We start from the raw sequence: 16,381 nt of genomic DNA, 5'->3' as shown, positions 1-16,381 counted from the left end.
TTATTCGTACAGGAATGGCCAAGTGGACTTACTCAAAGTGCATCCGGCCGATATCAGAACGGCGCTGCTGGCCGTCGAAGATGATTCCACCGGCACTCTGGTAGGCTTTTTCACGGGCTGCCTCGCGCGTATCGCCCTGGGCTACCACGGCCAGTACGCGACCGCCGTTGGTTTCAAAGCCCGAATCACCACGGCGGGTGCCGCAATGGAACACGCGGGAGCCATTCACGCTGTCCAAGCCAGCAATCACATCCCCATTGCGGGAGGAGGCCGGGTACCCAGCGCTGGCCAGGATGACGCAGATGCTCCAGCCTTCATTGAAGCTCACCAGTTCCGGCTTCAGTTCGCCCTTGGCAGCGCTGAAAAGATATCCGGCAAAATCGCCTCGCACCATGGGCAGCACGGCTTCCGCTTCAGGATCACCAAACCGGCAGTTGTACTCCAGCATCTGCGGGCCGGTGGGCGTAAGCATGATGCCAAAGTAGAGGAAGCCTCGATAGTTGAGGCCATCTTTCTGCAAGCCAGCCACGGTGGGCTTCACCATCTTTTCCTCGATCTCGGCGAGGAGTTCCGCAGAAATGATCTGGCGGGAGGCCACGGCACCCATGCCGCCGGTATTGGGCCCGGCATCACCATCGCCGATGCGCTTGTAGTCGCGAGCAGGCATGAGGATGTGGTACTGATCCCCGCAGACGGAGACAAAGATCGAGATCTCTGGACCAGTGAGGCATTCCTCCACAATGAGGTCCCCCTCGCCAAAAGAACGCTTCGTGAAGACCTCGTCCAGGAACTCCGTGGCAGCGGCTTCATCAGGGCACACGGCGACGCCTTTGCCTGCAGCAAGGCCGTCGAACTTGAGCACCACTGGGTACTTCGTGATGGCTCGCTGGGCTTCATGCTTGGTGTGCACCACGCTGAAGGCGGCAGTAGGAATGTTGTGCCTCTGCAGGAAATTCTTCGCAAACGCCTTGCTGGCTTCGAGTTGGGCGGCCTCCTTGATCGGCCCCCAACAGGGAATGCCGACTTCCGCGCAGAGATTTGCCAGACCACGATCTTTCACGAGGTAGGCCTCCTCCCCGGCGACGCAGAGGTCCACCTGCTCCCGCTGCATGAACGCAATGAGATCCAGCAGGTCCTTTGCCTCCACGCGGGTGGCGAGATCCGCAATGGCGTCACTGCCTGGGTAGGCGTACAGGGTTGCTTCCGGGGCGCTTTCACGGAGCGCGGTGATGATGGCGTGCTCGCGTCCTCCTTTTCCAGTGACGAGTATCTTCATGGCTCAAACAACATGTCGTAGGCACGGCCTGTCTTCCCGCGGTAGTAGCGGATGAAGGCCTCATTGGCGACTACATGGCCGCCAGGGGTGGGATAGTCGCCGCTGAAGTACCAGTCGCCGCAATGCGGCTCCAAGGCGCGACGCATGTCAGGGATGGTCTGGTAGATCACGTCCACCTCGCCCTTCCAAGTGGTGGTCTGGGGACGCACCAACTCGGCGACCTTGGCGGAGATTTCCTCCGCCGTGAAGGGCGCATAGATGTCTTGCACCACGTTGCGCTGCTGCACCGCAGGCTTTTTGAGTTCAGCCAGACAGTTCTCGTAAGTCTGGTCGATGAGATCCCGGCGGTTCCGGTCCTTGAGCAGGGCAATGGCGGCCTGGAAGGCGATGAATTTCCCGAGCTCGCTCATGTCAATGCCGTAGCAGTCCGGATACCGGATCTGTGGAGCAGTGGATACGACAATGATGCGCTTGGGATTGGTCCGGGCCAGGATGCGCAGAATGCTCTGTTTGAGCGTGGTCCCGCGCACGATGGAGTCATCCAGTACGACAAGATTGTCCGTGGGCTTTACCACCTCATAGGTGATGTCGTACACGCTGGAGACGAGCGCATCACGCCCCTCTTCCTGGGAGATGAAAGTGCGGCTCTTGATGTCCTTGTGCGCGATCTTCTCACTCCGCGGCCAGTTGCGCAGGATGAGGTCGTCCACTTTGGACTCGTCCAGCTTCCCGGAGGCGAGCATGTCCATCAGAGCCTTCTTCACCTCGAACCGGCGGGACTTGCGGAGGCCGTCCATGAAGCCGTAGAAAGCAGTCTCAGCCGTGTTCGGCACAAAGCTGACCACGGTGTTCTCCAGGTCGTTGCCGACGGCGTCCAGCAACTGCGGGACAAGCGCCTCACCCAACGCCTTCCGCTGGGTGTAGATGGTGGCACCATTGCCCCGAGAAAAATAGATGCGCTCAAAGGCACATGGCGTCGGCGGGCGCACCTCCGTGAAAGGCTCCACGCTGAATCGACCGTCGCTCTTCACCACGGCCACGTGAGCCGCTGGCATGACCTGGGTGTCCTCTTCGCGCACCTCAAACACGGTGCGGAGCGCGGCGCGCTCACTGGCGAAAGCGATGAACTCGTCCGTCTGCAGGTAGAAGCAGGGGCGGATCGCATTCGGATCGCGCATCACGAACATGTCGCCGTTTCCGATGACCCCGGCGATGGCGTAGCCCCCGTCCCAGATGGCGGCGGAGTCACGGATGATCTGGGTGACGTCCATGCGCTTGCTGATCTCGGCGGGGATCGCCAGGCCGTCCATGCCGTCATCACGCAGTTCGTGGTAGAGGCGGTTGTGAGCCTCATCCAGATGGAAACCGATCTCCTCCAGCACGGTTTGCGTGTCCGTGTCCACCACCGGGTGCTGACCACGGCGGCGCATCACGTCATTGAGCTCCCGCGTGTTGGTCATGTTGAAGTTCCCCATGACCATGAGGCTGCGCGTGGGCCAGTTGCTCCGGCGCAGGTAGGGGTGGCACGAGGCCTTGCCGAAGCCGCCACTGGTGCCGTAGCGCAGGTGGCCCATGAGGACCTCCCCGCCGAATTCGAAATGTTCTTTGATCGCGTCAGGGTCGTGCTCGAACTTCACGTACTCCTTGTTCCGCTCCAGGGCGATCTGCTTGCGCTCCTTGTTGGCCTTGCGGGAAACGTCCTTGAAGTCGTCCATGACCTCGCCAAAAACCTCCTCGAGCGAGTCATTCTTGCTGGAGCGCACGCGGAACATGTACGGCAGCCCGGGGGGCATGTTCAGCTTGCAACAACCCACGCCCATGCCGTCCTGGCCGCGGTTGCGCTGCTTGATCATCAACGCATGGAGGCGGTCCAGCCCCCAGAGCGCGTTGCCATATTTATGTTCGTAGTAGCCCAGAGGCTTCAGCAGCCTTACCGCGGCGATGCCGCACTCGTGCCTAATAGGGTCGCTCATGCCTGGAATTTCGGGGAAAGAACCTATGCCTGCATTCCAGCGGTTGGCAAGGCGGGAAACATTTTCTTCAATTTTTGACGGGGAAACGTGGTACACCCCGGGAAGACTCCGACTGCCGCCCCGGTGCTGCGACCGCCGGGGCGCTGGATCCCACGGCGGCGTCGTGAACAGTAACGCCTGGTGGGACGGGATTGGACTTTGCGAAATCCGTACGGGTCGGGCCGCGCACGATGATGTCACTGGTCAGGTGGCCCCAGCGGATTTCCAGCTCGGTATAGGGAGCCGTGGCGATCTGGGTCATCTTTTCCCGTTCCAGCATGGCATGGCCGTGAAGCATCAACCAGTGGTCACGCCTGTCGAAGGCAGCCCGCTCAGCATACCCATGCTCCACCAGCCAGCCGTAGCGACCCGCTGGGCCCACTTCCAGATAGACCCGACCCACCGCCTCCCCTACCCGGCGACGTTTGTCGTGGTAGTCGATCCGGTCCGCATGGAGCGTGACGTCCTTGTCCAGCGTAACACTGGGGCGATCCCCCTTGAGCCGCAGGGACCGCAAATTCGTCATCGATCTGGCATCCGGATTCCAAACCAGGTCCGGGGTGCTGCAAGAGGGCAGGAGGCAAATGGCGACGGCACAGGGAAAGACAAGCTGGAGAGTGCGGCGCAGAGACGAGGAAGCGTGCATGAGATCGGGTGGACAAGACGGAACGGTCCGAGACAGGAAAGGATTTCGGCGAATGCGCAGGCCAGTCCATGATTGCATTTCTCCATGGTAGCATGGAGGCTCCTCCCACGGACCATGCTCCAGCGCCTCCTTCATGCCATCCCCATTGTACCCCTGCTTCTTGCGACTGGCTGCGCCACAGCACCCCTGCCTCAGGACACCAGCTCACAGGACAGCGCACAGCACGTGCTCTTCCCAGACCGCTATCAGTACAGTGTGGGGGACTTTGTCCTCTCCCTCCCCATTGGGTACTATGAGTACACCATGACAAAGCTGAAGTTCGCCGAGCACATCCTAGCGGAGGGCACCCCCAAGCCTGTGACCGAGCAGAACAAGTATCTCGCCCTTTCCAGCGACGGGCTGGCATCCGCACGACATTTTCTGCTTCTCGATCAACCCTCCCGACTTGAGAAAGGTTTTTGACCACAAATCGAGGAGGTGACCTTGCCCCCACCTTCCGGTCGATTGCACTCATTGGCGGCCGCGCTCCGAAAACAGCCAACTGAGGCCAAGGGTCGGAACTCACGATGCGTCTTACTTTCGAAGCCTCAGCTCACCATGATGATTCATCGAACACTCCTCAGCGCTATCTTTACAGCCGTCGCCGCTCTGTCAGCCTATGCAGATTCCGGTGGCCCCTACGTCGGCGTCCCTGATGCCAAGGCATCAGAACGGGGGCCGATTTTCCAGATTCCTCCATCAGACAAGCCTCTCCGACATTATCTCACTCACATGGCCAAGCTGGAGTGGGATATGCGCATCAATGAACCAACCACCTTCTCCTGGGTTCCCATTGCCGGATGCCATGCCTCCATGAGCTCCCTCGGCCATCTTGGCGGACATGAAATCCTCTGCATCCGGTACGTGTCCGACAAGCGCCTTGATCAAGGGCTTGACCAGGCTGAAACCATCCTTCTCCTCGCTCGCCAGCAGGACGGCTCCCCTGCCCCAGTTCTCTGCACTCCCATCTTCTTCTCCAATGGCGGGCCTGAAATCTACAATTGGGTCGCTCAAGCTTTGCCATCTGGCGGCGAAGGGCCCACTGGAATCAAGATCACGGGTCACATCTCTGGGACCGGTGGATTCCAAAATGTGACCCACCTCCGGTATCGCAACGGCAAGTTCATCCGGCCCGAACCTGGCGCAGCAAAGTCACAGGAGTGACGTCAGGATCAAGGCCGCCACCTGATGCGCCCATGTGGATTCTACAGAGGTCCTGGTGGATTATCCGCTGGGACCGTCAGACAAAAACGAGCACCAGCCCCCGTATTACTGGGAGCCGCCACTCGTTTACTTCATGCCGTTCCTTCCTGTCAGCCAAGCCCCGTTTCAGAATCTGCACACAGGCAGCCTGCTTGCGTTGGTCACCCTGTTACCGACTCCGCCCTGCCACGCCTCGGCCGCCGACCAGGTTGCCTCGCGCATCAATCAGACCTGTCTCGAGTGCCACGACCAGGATGTCCAAAAAGGCGGTCTCGATCTCACTGCGCTCCCTTACGACCTCGCCAACCGTTCGTTGAGGGAGCGCTGGGTGCGCATTCATGATCGGGTGGAAAAGGGGGAAATGCCCCCCGACGCGGAAGATCTCCCCGCCGCCGATCGCGCAGCCCTCGTCCATGCGCTGGACACTGAGCTCTCCAAGATCGACCTCGCCGATGTGAAGTCCCACGGGCGGGGGCCTGTGCGGCGCTTGAACCGGGATGAGTACGAGCAAAACCTGCGCGATGTCCTGAATCTTCCAGACCTGGATGTTCGCGACATCCTGCCTGAGGACCGCGAAGGCCATCACTTCAACAAGACCACCGCCACGCTCGACATGTCGAGGGTGCAGCTCACCGCCTATCTGGATGCGGCGGAGACTGCCCTGCGTTCCGCCATGGTGACGGAACCGACACCACCTCCCGTGACCACATGGCGGGTGGTGGGCACAGATCTATTTCCCGGAACCGGCACCTTTGGCAATCGCGAGTCCATGTTCTTCGCCCGTGACGGCAGGTTCATCGACTGGGGGGCCATGAAAGGCAAAGACGCAGAGAGGGACGCCGTCAAAAAAGGTGCCACGGATGAGAGCATCGAGATGGCCCTCTTTCGCTCTGCAAGCTGGCCGTACATCGGCAATCCCAAGGGCATCGTGGCGAAACACGCCGGCCACTACCGGGTGCGGATCTCTGCACGCGCCGTGCTCCAGCAGCCCGGCTATGTTCTCACCGCGGCCAAAGCACCCGTGCCGCTGACCTTCCGCACCCGCAAGCCTGCTGGTGCCGACATCATCAATGAGGTGCGGGCTGAGGGAGGCATCATCGACGTGCAGCCGGAAAAGCAGGTCTATGAAACCACCATCCGCATGCGTGAAGGTGAGTCTTTTGAGTACAGCCTGCTCGGACTGCCCATGCCCCTGGCGAGGAACCCCAATGGATCCGCGCCATCGTATCGATATCCCCCGTTCCCCGTGGGAGGACAACCCGGCATCGCCGTACAGTGGCTTGAGGTTGAAGGCCCCCTCCCGCCTCCCACCTGGCCGCCGGCCTCCCACCACGTCCTGTTTGATGACCTCGGCATTCAGGTGAAACCCGCAAACGCTTCCGAGGAGGCCAAGCGCCTGCTGCGCCGCTTTGTCACTCTCGCAGCACGGGAACCCGTGTCGGAGGAGGATATCGCCCGGTTTGATGCCCTCATCCAGCAGCGTCTGGACAAGGGTGCCCCCTTTGTCGAAGCCATGCTGGCAGGCTACAAAGCGTTCCTGGCTTCCGGCGATTTCATCTTTTTGCGCGAGCCCAAAGCCGCATCTGACTCCTTCGCCATCGCGTCCCGCCTCTCCCATTTCCTCACCAACTCCCGTCCCGACACCCGCCTGCTCGAACTCGCGGCGAAGGGCCAGCTGCAGGATCCGAAGGTTCTCGGAGAAGAAACTCAACGCCTCATCGGCGGCCCCAGCTTTGAACGTTTCGTGAAAAGCTTCACCGACTACTGGCTCAGTCTCCGGCACATCCGCCGCGACGACCCGGACATCCGGTTGTTTCCTGAGTATCGATTCGATGAATACCTCGTGGAGAGCATGGAGCGGGAGACCCGCACTTTCTTCACGGCCATGGTCCGGGAAAACCTCCCCTCCAGCGTGCTGGTGAAGTCAGACTTCATCTTCGCCAATGACCGTCTTGCCCGCCACTACCAGCTCACGACGATGACGGGCTCCGCGATGCGAAAAGTGACCCTGCCCGCAGGCAGCCCATTTGGAGGCTTGCTGACCCAGGCGGCGGTCTTGAAGGTCAGCTCTAACGGGACCACCACCTCGCCCGTAATCCGTGGGGCCTGGGTGACAGAACGCCTCATTGGCAGGCCCATTCCGCCGCCCCCGCCAAGCGTCGCGGCCGTCGAGCCGGACATTCGCGGCGCGAAGACCATCCGAGATCTCCTCTCTCTTCACACGAAGTCCAAGTCCTGCGCCGCCTGTCATGCCCGGTTTGATCCAGTCGGCTTTGCCTTGGAGAACTTTGACATCCTCGGTGGCTGGCGCGCCCGCTATCGCGGCCTTGAGGAGGGCGAACGAATCAGCGGTATTGATCGGGCGGGACACGACTTCAGCTACACGCTGGCGGGTCGCGTGGATGCCAGCGCCAAGCTGCTGGACGGTCCCGCCTTTAAGGATGTGAACGAACTGAAAGCCATTCTGGCCTCTGATCCTCGCCAACTGGGTCGGAACATGCTCCATCAGTTCACCCTCTACGCCACCGGCACGCCCGTCCGCTACTCCGACCGCCCGGAGATTGAGTCCCTGCTTGATGCCTGCGCAGCCGATGGCTACCGCGTGCAGGACCTCATGCTCGCCCTGGTGCAGAGCCGCATCTTCCGCGGCACCCCTTGATTTTATCCACCCCTTCTTTATTTCATGAACTCCCCTTACATCGCGAAGCCCTTCTCCCGACGCCGATTTCTTCGCAGCGCCGGGGTCACCCTGGCTCTGCCGCTGCTCGAGTGCATGACACCCGTCTTTGGCCGGGCCGCAGAAGTGAAGGCACCCCGCCGCCTGTTGCTTATCTCAAACAACCTCGGCTTCCTGCCCAAGCCCTTCTTCCCCACCGCCACGGGACGTGACTATGAACTCACGCCCACCCTCGCCCCTCTTGCCGACGTGCGGAGCGAGTTCAGCATCTTCAGCGGCATCTCCCACCCAGATGTGAATGGTGGCCATAGCGCGGAAAATTGTTTCCTCACTGCCGCCCGCGGACCCACGAAGAGCGGCTTCCGCAACCAGATCTCGCTTGACCAGTTCGCGGTGGAAAAGCTCGGTCAGCTCACCCGCTTTTCCACCCTGAATCTTGGGGTCAACATCGACAAGGCCAATCGCAGCCTCTCCTGGACGCGCGACGGAGTGTTGCTCCCTGCGGAAGACAGCGCCACCGCCCTCTTCCGCCGCATGTTCGTCCAGGGCGATCCGGAGGCTGTCAAAAAGCAGCTTAACCGCCTTGATGAACGCGGCAGCATCCTCGATACCCTCAAGGATCACATGGGCAGTCTCAACCGGACCCTCGACAGTGAGGATCGTGCCCGGCTGGATCAGTACCTGACCTCCGTGCGGGAAGTGGAGGAGCGTCTCGTCACCGCCCGCGAGTGGGAACTGAAGCCCAAGCCCCTCACCACCCTGCCCGAACCCACGGACATTCAGGACAAGAAGCTCATCTTCGACAAACTGGAACTCATGCTCGCCATGGCCCAGCTCGCCTTTGAGTCAGACTCCACCCGCATCGTCACGCTCATGGTGGACGCGTTCGCCACCCCGGCTTTCAAGATCCATGAGGATGCCGCCACCACCGAAGGCTACCACGGGCTCAGCCACCACGGCCAGGCCCCTGATAAAGTCCGTCAACTCGCCGACGCCGACCGCCAGCAGATGGTGATCCTCAATAAGCTCATCCAAAACCTCGCCTCCAAGCGAGAAGGCGCGGAACGCTTGCTCGACCGCACCATGGTGCTCTTCGGCAGCAACATGGGCGACGCCAACAAGCACGACAACACCAACCTCCCCATCATCCTCAGCGGCGGAGGCCTGAAGCACGGCCAGCACCACGCCTTCAAGCACGACAACAACACGCCCCTCTGCAATCTCTTCGTCACCCTCCTCCAACAAATGGGTGTGGAGACCGACAAGTTCGGCAGCAGCACCGGAGTGATGAACGAACTCGTGTAGCGAGTGACACAGGCATCCTGCCTGTGCGTGCCACCGGCGTCCCGCCGGTTTGGCACCCCACCTCCCCTGACGTCGCACCAGCGTAGCGCAGATTGGCAATCTGCTGTGCCGCCGATTGGCAATCGGCTCCAGCCCCAAAGTCTCCCCAGCGCACAAAAAACCTGGAGCTCATTTACCATTATCCAGGGATCGGCGGTTTGTGCCTTAAGCACAACCGCTGATCGTGATGGACACTCATCACGCTTTGACGCCAGCCTCGATGATGAGGCAACCGGGGCTGTTCGCAGGGTGGTAGAACTCACTCCCAAATATCATGTCAGACAAGGCTGCTTCAGATTTCCCGGCTTGATGAGAATAGCATCGACAAGAGCACAGCGGCGATTGCGAGCGTCATAAAAGCAGCATCACCGTGTGAAAAGAGCCCTGCTGGAGAACCAAGTATTCTAGACAATCACCTGAGCCACGAAAGCGGCGATTCTCGCCGCACTCCCAAAGATGCTTCGCATCAAGGTGTTGTCAGATCATCGGCACAAGTCACTTGCCAAGCCTCCGACTTCGCAATCCACTCCACGTCCCCTACGCCTGATCCCGCGAAGCGGGATTTTTGGACTGCGGTGAGCATCACCGCTTTGGAGAGTCCTGTGTCGTACGAACGGCATAATACGGCACCGGAGCCCCATCATCCTGCCGTTTCACCTTGCAGCCAAAATCAGAGCTACGGCAGAAGGATGAAAAAGCAGCTTGGAGCGTTGAAAGGATATCTCCCAGCACACAGAATAGGGTGCAAGGAATGTCCCCCTGAGCGCCCCTCCTCCATTTGCCATGCCGTTTTACCAGATCACGTTCCACGGTTCAGGATTCAACACCCAGGTAGAGGGGGACGACAAACCTCTCATTGGGTTCTACACCGTGCGCCGGGTGTGGACCGTCAATGCAAGGGAGGCCAGAATTCTGGCTCTGGATAGTCTAGAGCAGGAGGAAAACGTCGAGCGGCTGCGGAGTGATGCCCGGGAGAATGGAAGCACGCCAGTGATTCAGGTCGACACGGTGGGGCAGATCACACTATGGCAGTATCTGTTTGGCAAGTACGCCAAGGGTTTTATTTTCTACTCAAGCGAGTACGAAGAAGATGAGGAGTAGCGTATTCGGGCTACCAGCTGCAAGCGACTGTTCGGTTCGACAAAGAGTGGCCAAGGAAGCTCCAAGGGCATTCCGATAGATCCCCCACGGCCACAAAAAAGACCGGGGAACACTCCCCGGTCTCGTCGTGGTTTGAATTTAAAATTGGGTTGCTGGAACCGCGTGGCGATGCCTCCCTGCCCTTACTTCACCTTGTCAGCGTACTTGGCAGGATCCGCATCGAACTTCTTTTTGCAGTTGTTGCAGCAGAAGGCGATTTCCTTGCCGTTGTAGGTGGAGGTCACGTCTGTACGCGCCGGACGGGCGCCGACAGGGCAGGTCTTGTTGACAGGGGCTGCGGAGGCGATGCCAGCGATGGCAACGAAGGCGAGGGTAAGCAGAGTTTTCATCAAGGTCAGGTATGCAGGTGGGGCCCCTGGTGTGTAGGCAGAGACCAAAGGGTCATGAACGGGAATTAATTAATGATACAACGCTCCAGATCGCAAGAAATTGGTGATCGAGAGCAGAAAACGCGGAGATTTTCGGGGCCTCAAAGGGGCGCGCAGTCTGACTGGCAAAGCCATCCGGCTATTCACCGAAAAATAAAGAAGCGGAGCCGGTTTCCCAGCTCCGCTTCGAAAGAGAGGTCTCAAGTCCCTTGCGGGACCGGGAGATTACTTGGCCTTGCCGAGGTACTTGGCAGGTTCTTTTTCGAACTTGCCTTTGCAGTTGTTGCAGCAGAAGCCATACTCTTTGCCTTCATGCTTGGCAGTGATGCCGTCCTTGGCGGGCTTGCCGCTCACAGGGCACGCGTCAGCAGCGGAAGCAGTGGACAGGCCAGCCATGGCCAGCGAGAGGGCGAAAACGGAGAGCAGAGTTTTCATGTAGTTTGATGATTTGACGGTTGGTCGTAGAATGAAACTGCCGGACCTCCCCCCCGGTATGGGCGGAGGACCATCGGTTTAATAACGATCAGAAAGACGTTTTCTTGTCACGAAATATTTGAGCGGGCCGTCCAGAATCTGTTGCGGCTCAGCATTTCAAACCAGCTCGACCGTGACTTCGCCACTGCCGTCGATTTCACCGAGCACCACCGCGCCTTCGCCACAGGCCAGCGCCTTGTCCACGTCTTCCTTGGCGACGATGGCCACCCAGCCGAAGCCCATGTTGTATGTGTCGAAGGCGTCCTTGGGATCCACGTGGGCCAAGATCTTCTGCACGACGGGATTGTTCCAGGTGGGAACTTTCAGATGAGTACCGTGACCCCCAAAGACGAGAAGACGGCCAAGATTCTCGGGGAGACCGCCGCCTGTGACGTGAGACATGGCACGAAGAGAGGGCACGTTCTTGCGAAGGGCCTCAGCTTCAACATGGTACAGCTTCGTAGGCAACAGCAGGGTCTGGTATTCCTCGTCGGTGAGCTCGAGTTTCTCCGCTTCAAGCACGCGACGCACGAGGCTGAAACCGTTGGCGTGGAAACCGGCACTGGGGAAACCAACGAGGACGTCGCCGCGCTGGATGGTGGTGGGATCGATGAGGCTGTCTTTTTCTGCGGCACCAATGGCAAAGCCGCTCAGTTCCACCACGCCATCAGCCACCATGCCAGGCATCTCGGCCGTCTCGCCGCCAGCGAGGATACAGCCGCACGCTTCGAGGTACTCCACCATGCCGGCGATACAGCGCGTGATCTTGTCCTTCTCAAGCCGACCAATGCCCACATAGTCCAGGAAAAGAATCGGATCCGCCCCGGTGGTGAGCACGTCGTTGACATTCATGGCGACGAGGTCCTTGCCCGCATTCTCCAGCAGGTCGTGTTTGAGGAGAAGTTCCAGCTTGGTGCCGACGCCATCGCAGCCGGTGACAATAACCGGATGCTTGTATGCGCTCAGGTCATATGCGGCCGCGAAAAGACCGAAAGCCCCGGCAAGCTGGCGGCGCTTTTGGGTGCGCTTCACGAGCTGGCCAATGTCACCCACGAGGGCCGCCGCTTCACGAATGTCCACCCCGGCCTGCTTGTACGTATGCCCTTTCGGGGGTTCGGAGGACTGGTGGGTGGAGGAAGATGTGTAGAACGAGGCGGCGTCGGACATGGTCAAGTAGGCATAATATCACTGTGCGACGGTTGCAAGCTGAACCCGCTGGGATGAAAGAACCCTGCCGACCCGAAGCCAAAGGTGCCCTCTGCACCGCTCTTCGCTGGGTGGTTCGATCCAGCGCGGGTTGCGGACCGTAAATAGAGAGAGCGCGCCTTTCGTTAACAATCAGGCACTATTCCTATGAAAAAGCCACCGATGACCAATTCGTACTGGCTGAGCCGCGACGGGGCGGAAGTGCAGGGACCGTACTCTCTCCAGCAGATCATTAAGATGCATCAGGTGGATCCGTTCCCCGCGGAAACCCCCATGAAGGATGAAGGATCCGACGAATGGAGCACGCTGGAAAACTGGATTCCCTCAGCGAAACCCCGGGCCAGTGCCCTGGCACCCCACCCGACCGCACTGGAGCAACCGCCGCGCACCAAGGTGTTTATGTGGCTGGTGCTGGCGGTTCTGCTGCTCTTGGTGCTGGCCTACTGGCTGACAGCGCTGTAGCCAGCTTGCGCGGGAACCCAAGACACATGACCATTGCCGTCGCAAATCGGCGCGCTTAGTGCTTGAACGCCCGTCGCTAGACTCGGCTGCCCCCCGCTCCTCTTGGCTTAATCCACCACGATCGCGGGCAGGGAGGCGGAGACGAACTGCATGAGGGCATCAATGGCCTGGAGCTCGCCCAAGGGGTCAGTGTCCACCACCCCCAGCTCCTTGTCCGGCAAGCGCATGAAGTAGGAGGCCATACCCCAGCGGTGGTTGAGATTGAAGAGGATGGCGTCCCGGTAGCTGATAAAGTTGCTCATCAGGTAGCTGGGAGTGCTGACACCACTGGAACCCTCATACCAGAAAATGTTGAGCCCCCAGGAACGGACCCGGACGCCCGGAGCAGTCTCCTGATCACGGAAGACGCGCATGAGCGTGACCTTCTTAAATCGGCCATCTTTCATGGCGATGGGCACCTCCTGGGTACTGGCAATGATCCATCCTTGGTTGGGAAGGCAGATATCGGGCTGGTGCAGGCTCTTTTTGGCCGGGCCGCTCATGACCAACGTGCCGAGGATCTGTCGCTGTCCGTTGCCATAGACGCGACGGTCCAGCTTGACCCCGGGCTCGAAAATGGAGGCTTCCTTGGCCGTCATGGTGAGCTGCATGCTCTGGTAGCTGTCCACCATGGCAGGCAGCTCCATTTTCAGGCCGGGCTCCGCGAGAGTGGGAGCGGTGGGAGTGGTCCAGCACAAGAGAATCCCCCCCAGCGCCAACGCAACCGCCGCACCAGACTTCACAAGGGCGGCGTTGAAGCGCGACTCCGTGCGACCGCTGGTGACCGCATCGCCTTCAGCACCCGTCCAGAGTCGCAAACGGTTCCAGTGGCGCCCCTCCAACAGCGTCGCGAGGCCAAACATACCAGCCAACGCGACGCCGAAGACCATGAACCCCGCCAAAAGGTGAAAAGCTGAGTCCACCTGCTTGCCATCCACCTGTCGCCCCACGGCAAACTCCTGACCGAACCACAGGGAGCCGACGGCGAGCATGAGAAGGCGGAATACATTTCCCGCCACCGCGAGCGGGATGGTGCTGGCCGCCAATAGCAGCCTAGGACCCGTGCGACGCAGGCTGAGGTACCCGTACAGCACCCCCACCATCATCAGTGCGTAGAGGGAGCGCATGCCGCTGCAAGAGTCGGACACGTCAAAAGTGAATGCAGCGCCCTGCTTGAGCCCGGTGGCAAAGTTCGCCGCGGACTGAACGGTGGATCCCTCCCGCACCACATCCACACCCGTCCAAGAGAGGATCTGGCAGGCGATTTGGGCGGTGGGAATCTTCAGCTTGGCCGCGAGCAGGCTGTCCAGAGGGAAAAAAGGCCAGGCAAAGGCCAGGAACAACCAAGGGAAGAACAACGCCCTCATCCATGCGGTGCCCGCCAGGAGCAGCACCAAGCCCGCCACGGCCAGTTGCAGTGCGGCAAACCCGAGATAACCGGTGTCCACCTTGTACCCGAGCCAGTAGCAGATCACCGCCAACCCGAGCACGATCGCTCCCGACCAGGAGCCGGCGATGGGGAGACGGGCCAGCGTATCCCTCACCCGGTAAACGAGGAACCCAACGATAAAGGGGACGAAAAGGCAGAACTGCCACTCAGAATTATCCGCCAAGTTGAGCACCTTGTACCAGCCTTCCAGCACGCTGCCGCGTCGGGCGAACTGCCAGTGCTGGTAGGGCCAGACGGCAAAGAGCACCATCATGACCCCCAAGCCGGTGCCCAGCGCCAGCCACGGCACACGACGGCCGTGCTGCACAGCGGGCGATAGCTTGGTGTCGAGGGCAGCGGAGGCGGGGTTCATGGCGAAAGCATAACATGCGGGTACCCGGGGTACATTGGCAACTTTCAACTCGCCAAAATGCGGGAACTCCCTATCTTTCCTCCCGGTTCCGTCCGGTCTGGTCTCTCAGGAACCCGCCCTTGCGGCGTTTCCTGTCTGATTTCGCTTTTCGTCCCGTCACCCCCTTCCCCACGCATGGAGAACCGCCCTCCCTCCACCCCGACGCCGTCCTATGACGCTCAGCAGGTGCCGATCCCGGACTTCGGGACCTTCGCTTCGACCCCGGCTCCCGCGCCACAGGGATTGAGTGCAGCGTGGCCAGAGGTCCCTCCTGGGGGGTGGCCAGAAGATCATGGTGAACACGCCGACCCTGTCCAGTACGGAGCACACGATCATTTTGCCCAGGCGGTGCACGATCAAGTGAGCCCAGACCAGCCCAACAGCCCCAAAGTGTACATCTCCCCCAAGCGCAAGGCCATCCTCAACGAGAGCATGGACAAGGCGTCTCAGCTCGGCCTGCCAGACCGGTCAGCCCCTCCGCAGCCCACCACCTATATTTCGATGAATCCCACGCGGCCGGCGAACACCAAACGCAATCCGCGAATCGGGCGTCTCATCTTCCTCCTGCTGGTGATGAACACCCTCATCACCGCAGCGGCGGGTGCCTGGATCTACAACCTGCTGGTCACAGACATCGAGTCCCGTCTGGCGGATCTGGTTTCAGTGAACACAGCTCTCCCCAACGGTGGCGGAAACTCCAACACGGTCGCCCCCAGCCCCCCGCCACCGGCATCGGATGACCTGAGTGTCGTCGAGAGCCGCCTGGAGAACAGGCTGGCGGATGTGCAGGCCCAGCTCCTGGCTACGCAAAAACGTCTCTCAGAAGCCGAACAGCTCAACAAACAGCAGACACAGAGTCTGAAGGATCTGATGGAAAACACCGCGAACCGCGGTGCAATCGCGACAGCTCCCAACGCGTCGGGTGCCCCGGGAGCAAGTTCCAACGCAGGCGCGGCGACTGCCCTGACTCCCAGCACGCAGGGAGAGCTCGTACTTCTGAAGGAGCGCAATCGTCTGGCTGGCTACGCAGATGAAGCGATTGCCACGGGTGCCCGGGCACCCTATGACCGCCTGTGGGAGGCCCTGGACGATCCCCGTCTGGCCAGCCTGGTGCATGCCGCCCGTGCCGAAATTCTCCGGGTCCAGAACTACTACCTCAGCGGCTCCCGCCTGGATGCGTATGACATCCCGGTGGCCACTTATTTCCCAGATTCCGCAGCCCTCAAAGACAGCCAGCTCAAGGAGGACGAACTCGTCACTCTCCTCGCCAATCCCAAACACCCCTGGCAGGTCCGGATGAAGGCCGCCAACCTCATCGGTCTGCGTCGCTCCAAAAACGCCGGCGACGCACTGGTGAAGGCGATTCTGGAAGATCAGAATCTGGATGTGGTGAAGGAGGCTTCCTTCAGCTTCGAACAAATGACCGGCTTCCGTGCCCGTCTGTTCGAGCCTGCCTCCGTAAAGGCATGGTGGGACCAGTACAACTCCACCGCAGGGGGCCCCGCACCAACTGCGGCGAAGAAGTAGCCGCGACCCGCTGCGCGGGAGACAAAAGACTGGAAGACAGAAGACGTCAGACTTAAGGGCTGGGGCTCCGGCGGGGTGATCTGCCTATGACGTCGGAGGCAGAGAA

At 60.4% G+C, this 16,381-nt stretch carries 14 protein-coding genes; 7 read left to right on the top strand and 7 right to left on the bottom strand.

From position 1 onward, the window contains the following. Nucleotides 1-28: 28 nt before the first annotated feature. The 3 genes from purD to VSP_RS10800 all read right to left on the bottom strand — a co-directional run bounded on the left by purD (nt 29) and on the right by VSP_RS10800 (nt 3,934). Nucleotides 29-1,276, bottom strand: coding sequence for a phosphoribosylamine--glycine ligase (purD, locus tag VSP_RS10810; protein WP_009960575.1), 1,248 nt, complete (start codon nt 1,274-1,276; stop codon nt 29-31). Beyond that, nucleotides 1,273-3,249, bottom strand: coding sequence for an amidophosphoribosyltransferase (locus VSP_RS10805; RefSeq protein ID WP_009960574.1), 1,977 nt, complete (start codon nt 3,247-3,249; stop codon nt 1,273-1,275). Before VSP_RS10805 ends, purD begins: the two co-directional genes overlap by 4 nt. Before the next feature lie 67 nt (nt 3,250-3,316). After that, complete coding sequence (locus tag VSP_RS10800) at nt 3,317-3,934, bottom strand: hypothetical protein (RefSeq protein ID WP_009960572.1); 618 nt, start codon at nt 3,932-3,934, stop codon at nt 3,317-3,319. Between the two features lie 114 nt (nt 3,935-4,048). On the opposite strand from VSP_RS10800, the gene VSP_RS10795 reads away from it, so the two are divergent. From VSP_RS10795 to VSP_RS10775, 5 genes are all read left to right on the top strand, one after another. Continuing rightward, nucleotides 4,049-4,396, top strand: a complete 348-nt coding sequence (locus VSP_RS10795) for a hypothetical protein (protein WP_009960571.1) — start codon at nt 4,049-4,051, stop codon at nt 4,394-4,396. A 135-nt stretch (nt 4,397-4,531) separates the two neighbouring features. After that, complete coding sequence (locus VSP_RS10790; RefSeq protein ID WP_009960570.1) at nt 4,532-5,137, top strand: hypothetical protein; 606 nt, start codon at nt 4,532-4,534, stop codon at nt 5,135-5,137. Nucleotides 5,138-5,270: 133 nt separating this feature from the next. Next, nucleotides 5,271-7,835: a DUF1592 domain-containing protein gene (locus tag VSP_RS10785; RefSeq protein WP_009960569.1), complete on the top strand. Its 2,565-nt coding sequence runs from the start codon at nt 5,271-5,273 to the stop codon at nt 7,833-7,835. Nucleotides 7,836-7,859: 24 nt separating this feature from the next. Further along, nucleotides 7,860-9,158, top strand: coding sequence for a DUF1552 domain-containing protein (locus VSP_RS10780; protein ID WP_009960568.1), 1,299 nt, complete (start codon nt 7,860-7,862; stop codon nt 9,156-9,158). Nucleotides 9,159-9,980: 822 nt separating this feature from the next. Beyond that, nucleotides 9,981-10,298 carry a hypothetical protein gene (locus VSP_RS10775; RefSeq protein WP_009960567.1) on the top strand — a complete coding sequence of 106 codons (318 nt, stop codon included), beginning with the start codon at nt 9,981-9,983 and terminating at the stop codon, nt 10,296-10,298. A gap of 182 nt (nt 10,299-10,480) precedes the next feature. On the opposite strand, the gene VSP_RS34870 is transcribed toward VSP_RS10775, so the two are convergent. The 3 genes from VSP_RS34870 to purM form a co-directional block, all read right to left on the bottom strand. Further along, nucleotides 10,481-10,687: a YHS domain-containing protein gene (locus VSP_RS34870; protein ID WP_009960566.1), complete on the bottom strand. Its 207-nt coding sequence runs from the start codon at nt 10,685-10,687 to the stop codon at nt 10,481-10,483. 264 nt (nt 10,688-10,951) lie between these two features. Next, entirely contained in the window at nt 10,952-11,161 is a 210-nt protein-coding gene (locus VSP_RS34865; RefSeq protein ID WP_009960564.1) for a YHS domain-containing protein, read from the bottom strand. A gap of 156 nt (nt 11,162-11,317) precedes the next feature. After that, on the bottom strand, nt 11,318-12,367 hold the full coding sequence (gene purM / locus VSP_RS10760; RefSeq protein ID WP_009960563.1) for a phosphoribosylformylglycinamidine cyclo-ligase: 1,050 nt from the start codon (nt 12,365-12,367) through the stop codon (nt 11,318-11,320). A 186-nt stretch (nt 12,368-12,553) separates the two neighbouring features. On the opposite strand from purM, the gene VSP_RS10755 reads away from it, so the two are divergent. Next, nucleotides 12,554-12,868: a hypothetical protein gene (locus VSP_RS10755; protein ID WP_029190344.1), complete on the top strand. Its 315-nt coding sequence runs from the start codon at nt 12,554-12,556 to the stop codon at nt 12,866-12,868. A gap of 107 nt (nt 12,869-12,975) precedes the next feature. On the opposite strand, the gene VSP_RS10750 is transcribed toward VSP_RS10755, so the two are convergent. Next, complete coding sequence (locus VSP_RS10750) at nt 12,976-14,709, bottom strand: exosortase/archaeosortase family protein (RefSeq protein WP_009960561.1); 1,734 nt, start codon at nt 14,707-14,709, stop codon at nt 12,976-12,978. Between the two features lie 174 nt (nt 14,710-14,883). Between VSP_RS10750 and VSP_RS10745 the strand changes: the two genes are divergently transcribed. Then, nucleotides 14,884-16,275, top strand: a complete 1,392-nt coding sequence (locus tag VSP_RS10745; protein WP_009960560.1) for a hypothetical protein — start codon at nt 14,884-14,886, stop codon at nt 16,273-16,275. The last annotated feature ends 106 nt before the right edge of the window (nt 16,276-16,381 follow it).

Origin of the sequence: Verrucomicrobium spinosum DSM 4136 = JCM 18804 (genome assembly GCF_000172155.1) — a bacterium.
Classification (GTDB): Bacteria; Verrucomicrobiota; Verrucomicrobiia; order Verrucomicrobiales; family Verrucomicrobiaceae; genus Verrucomicrobium; species Verrucomicrobium spinosum.
This window is presented reverse-complemented; position numbering and strand designations above follow the sequence as displayed.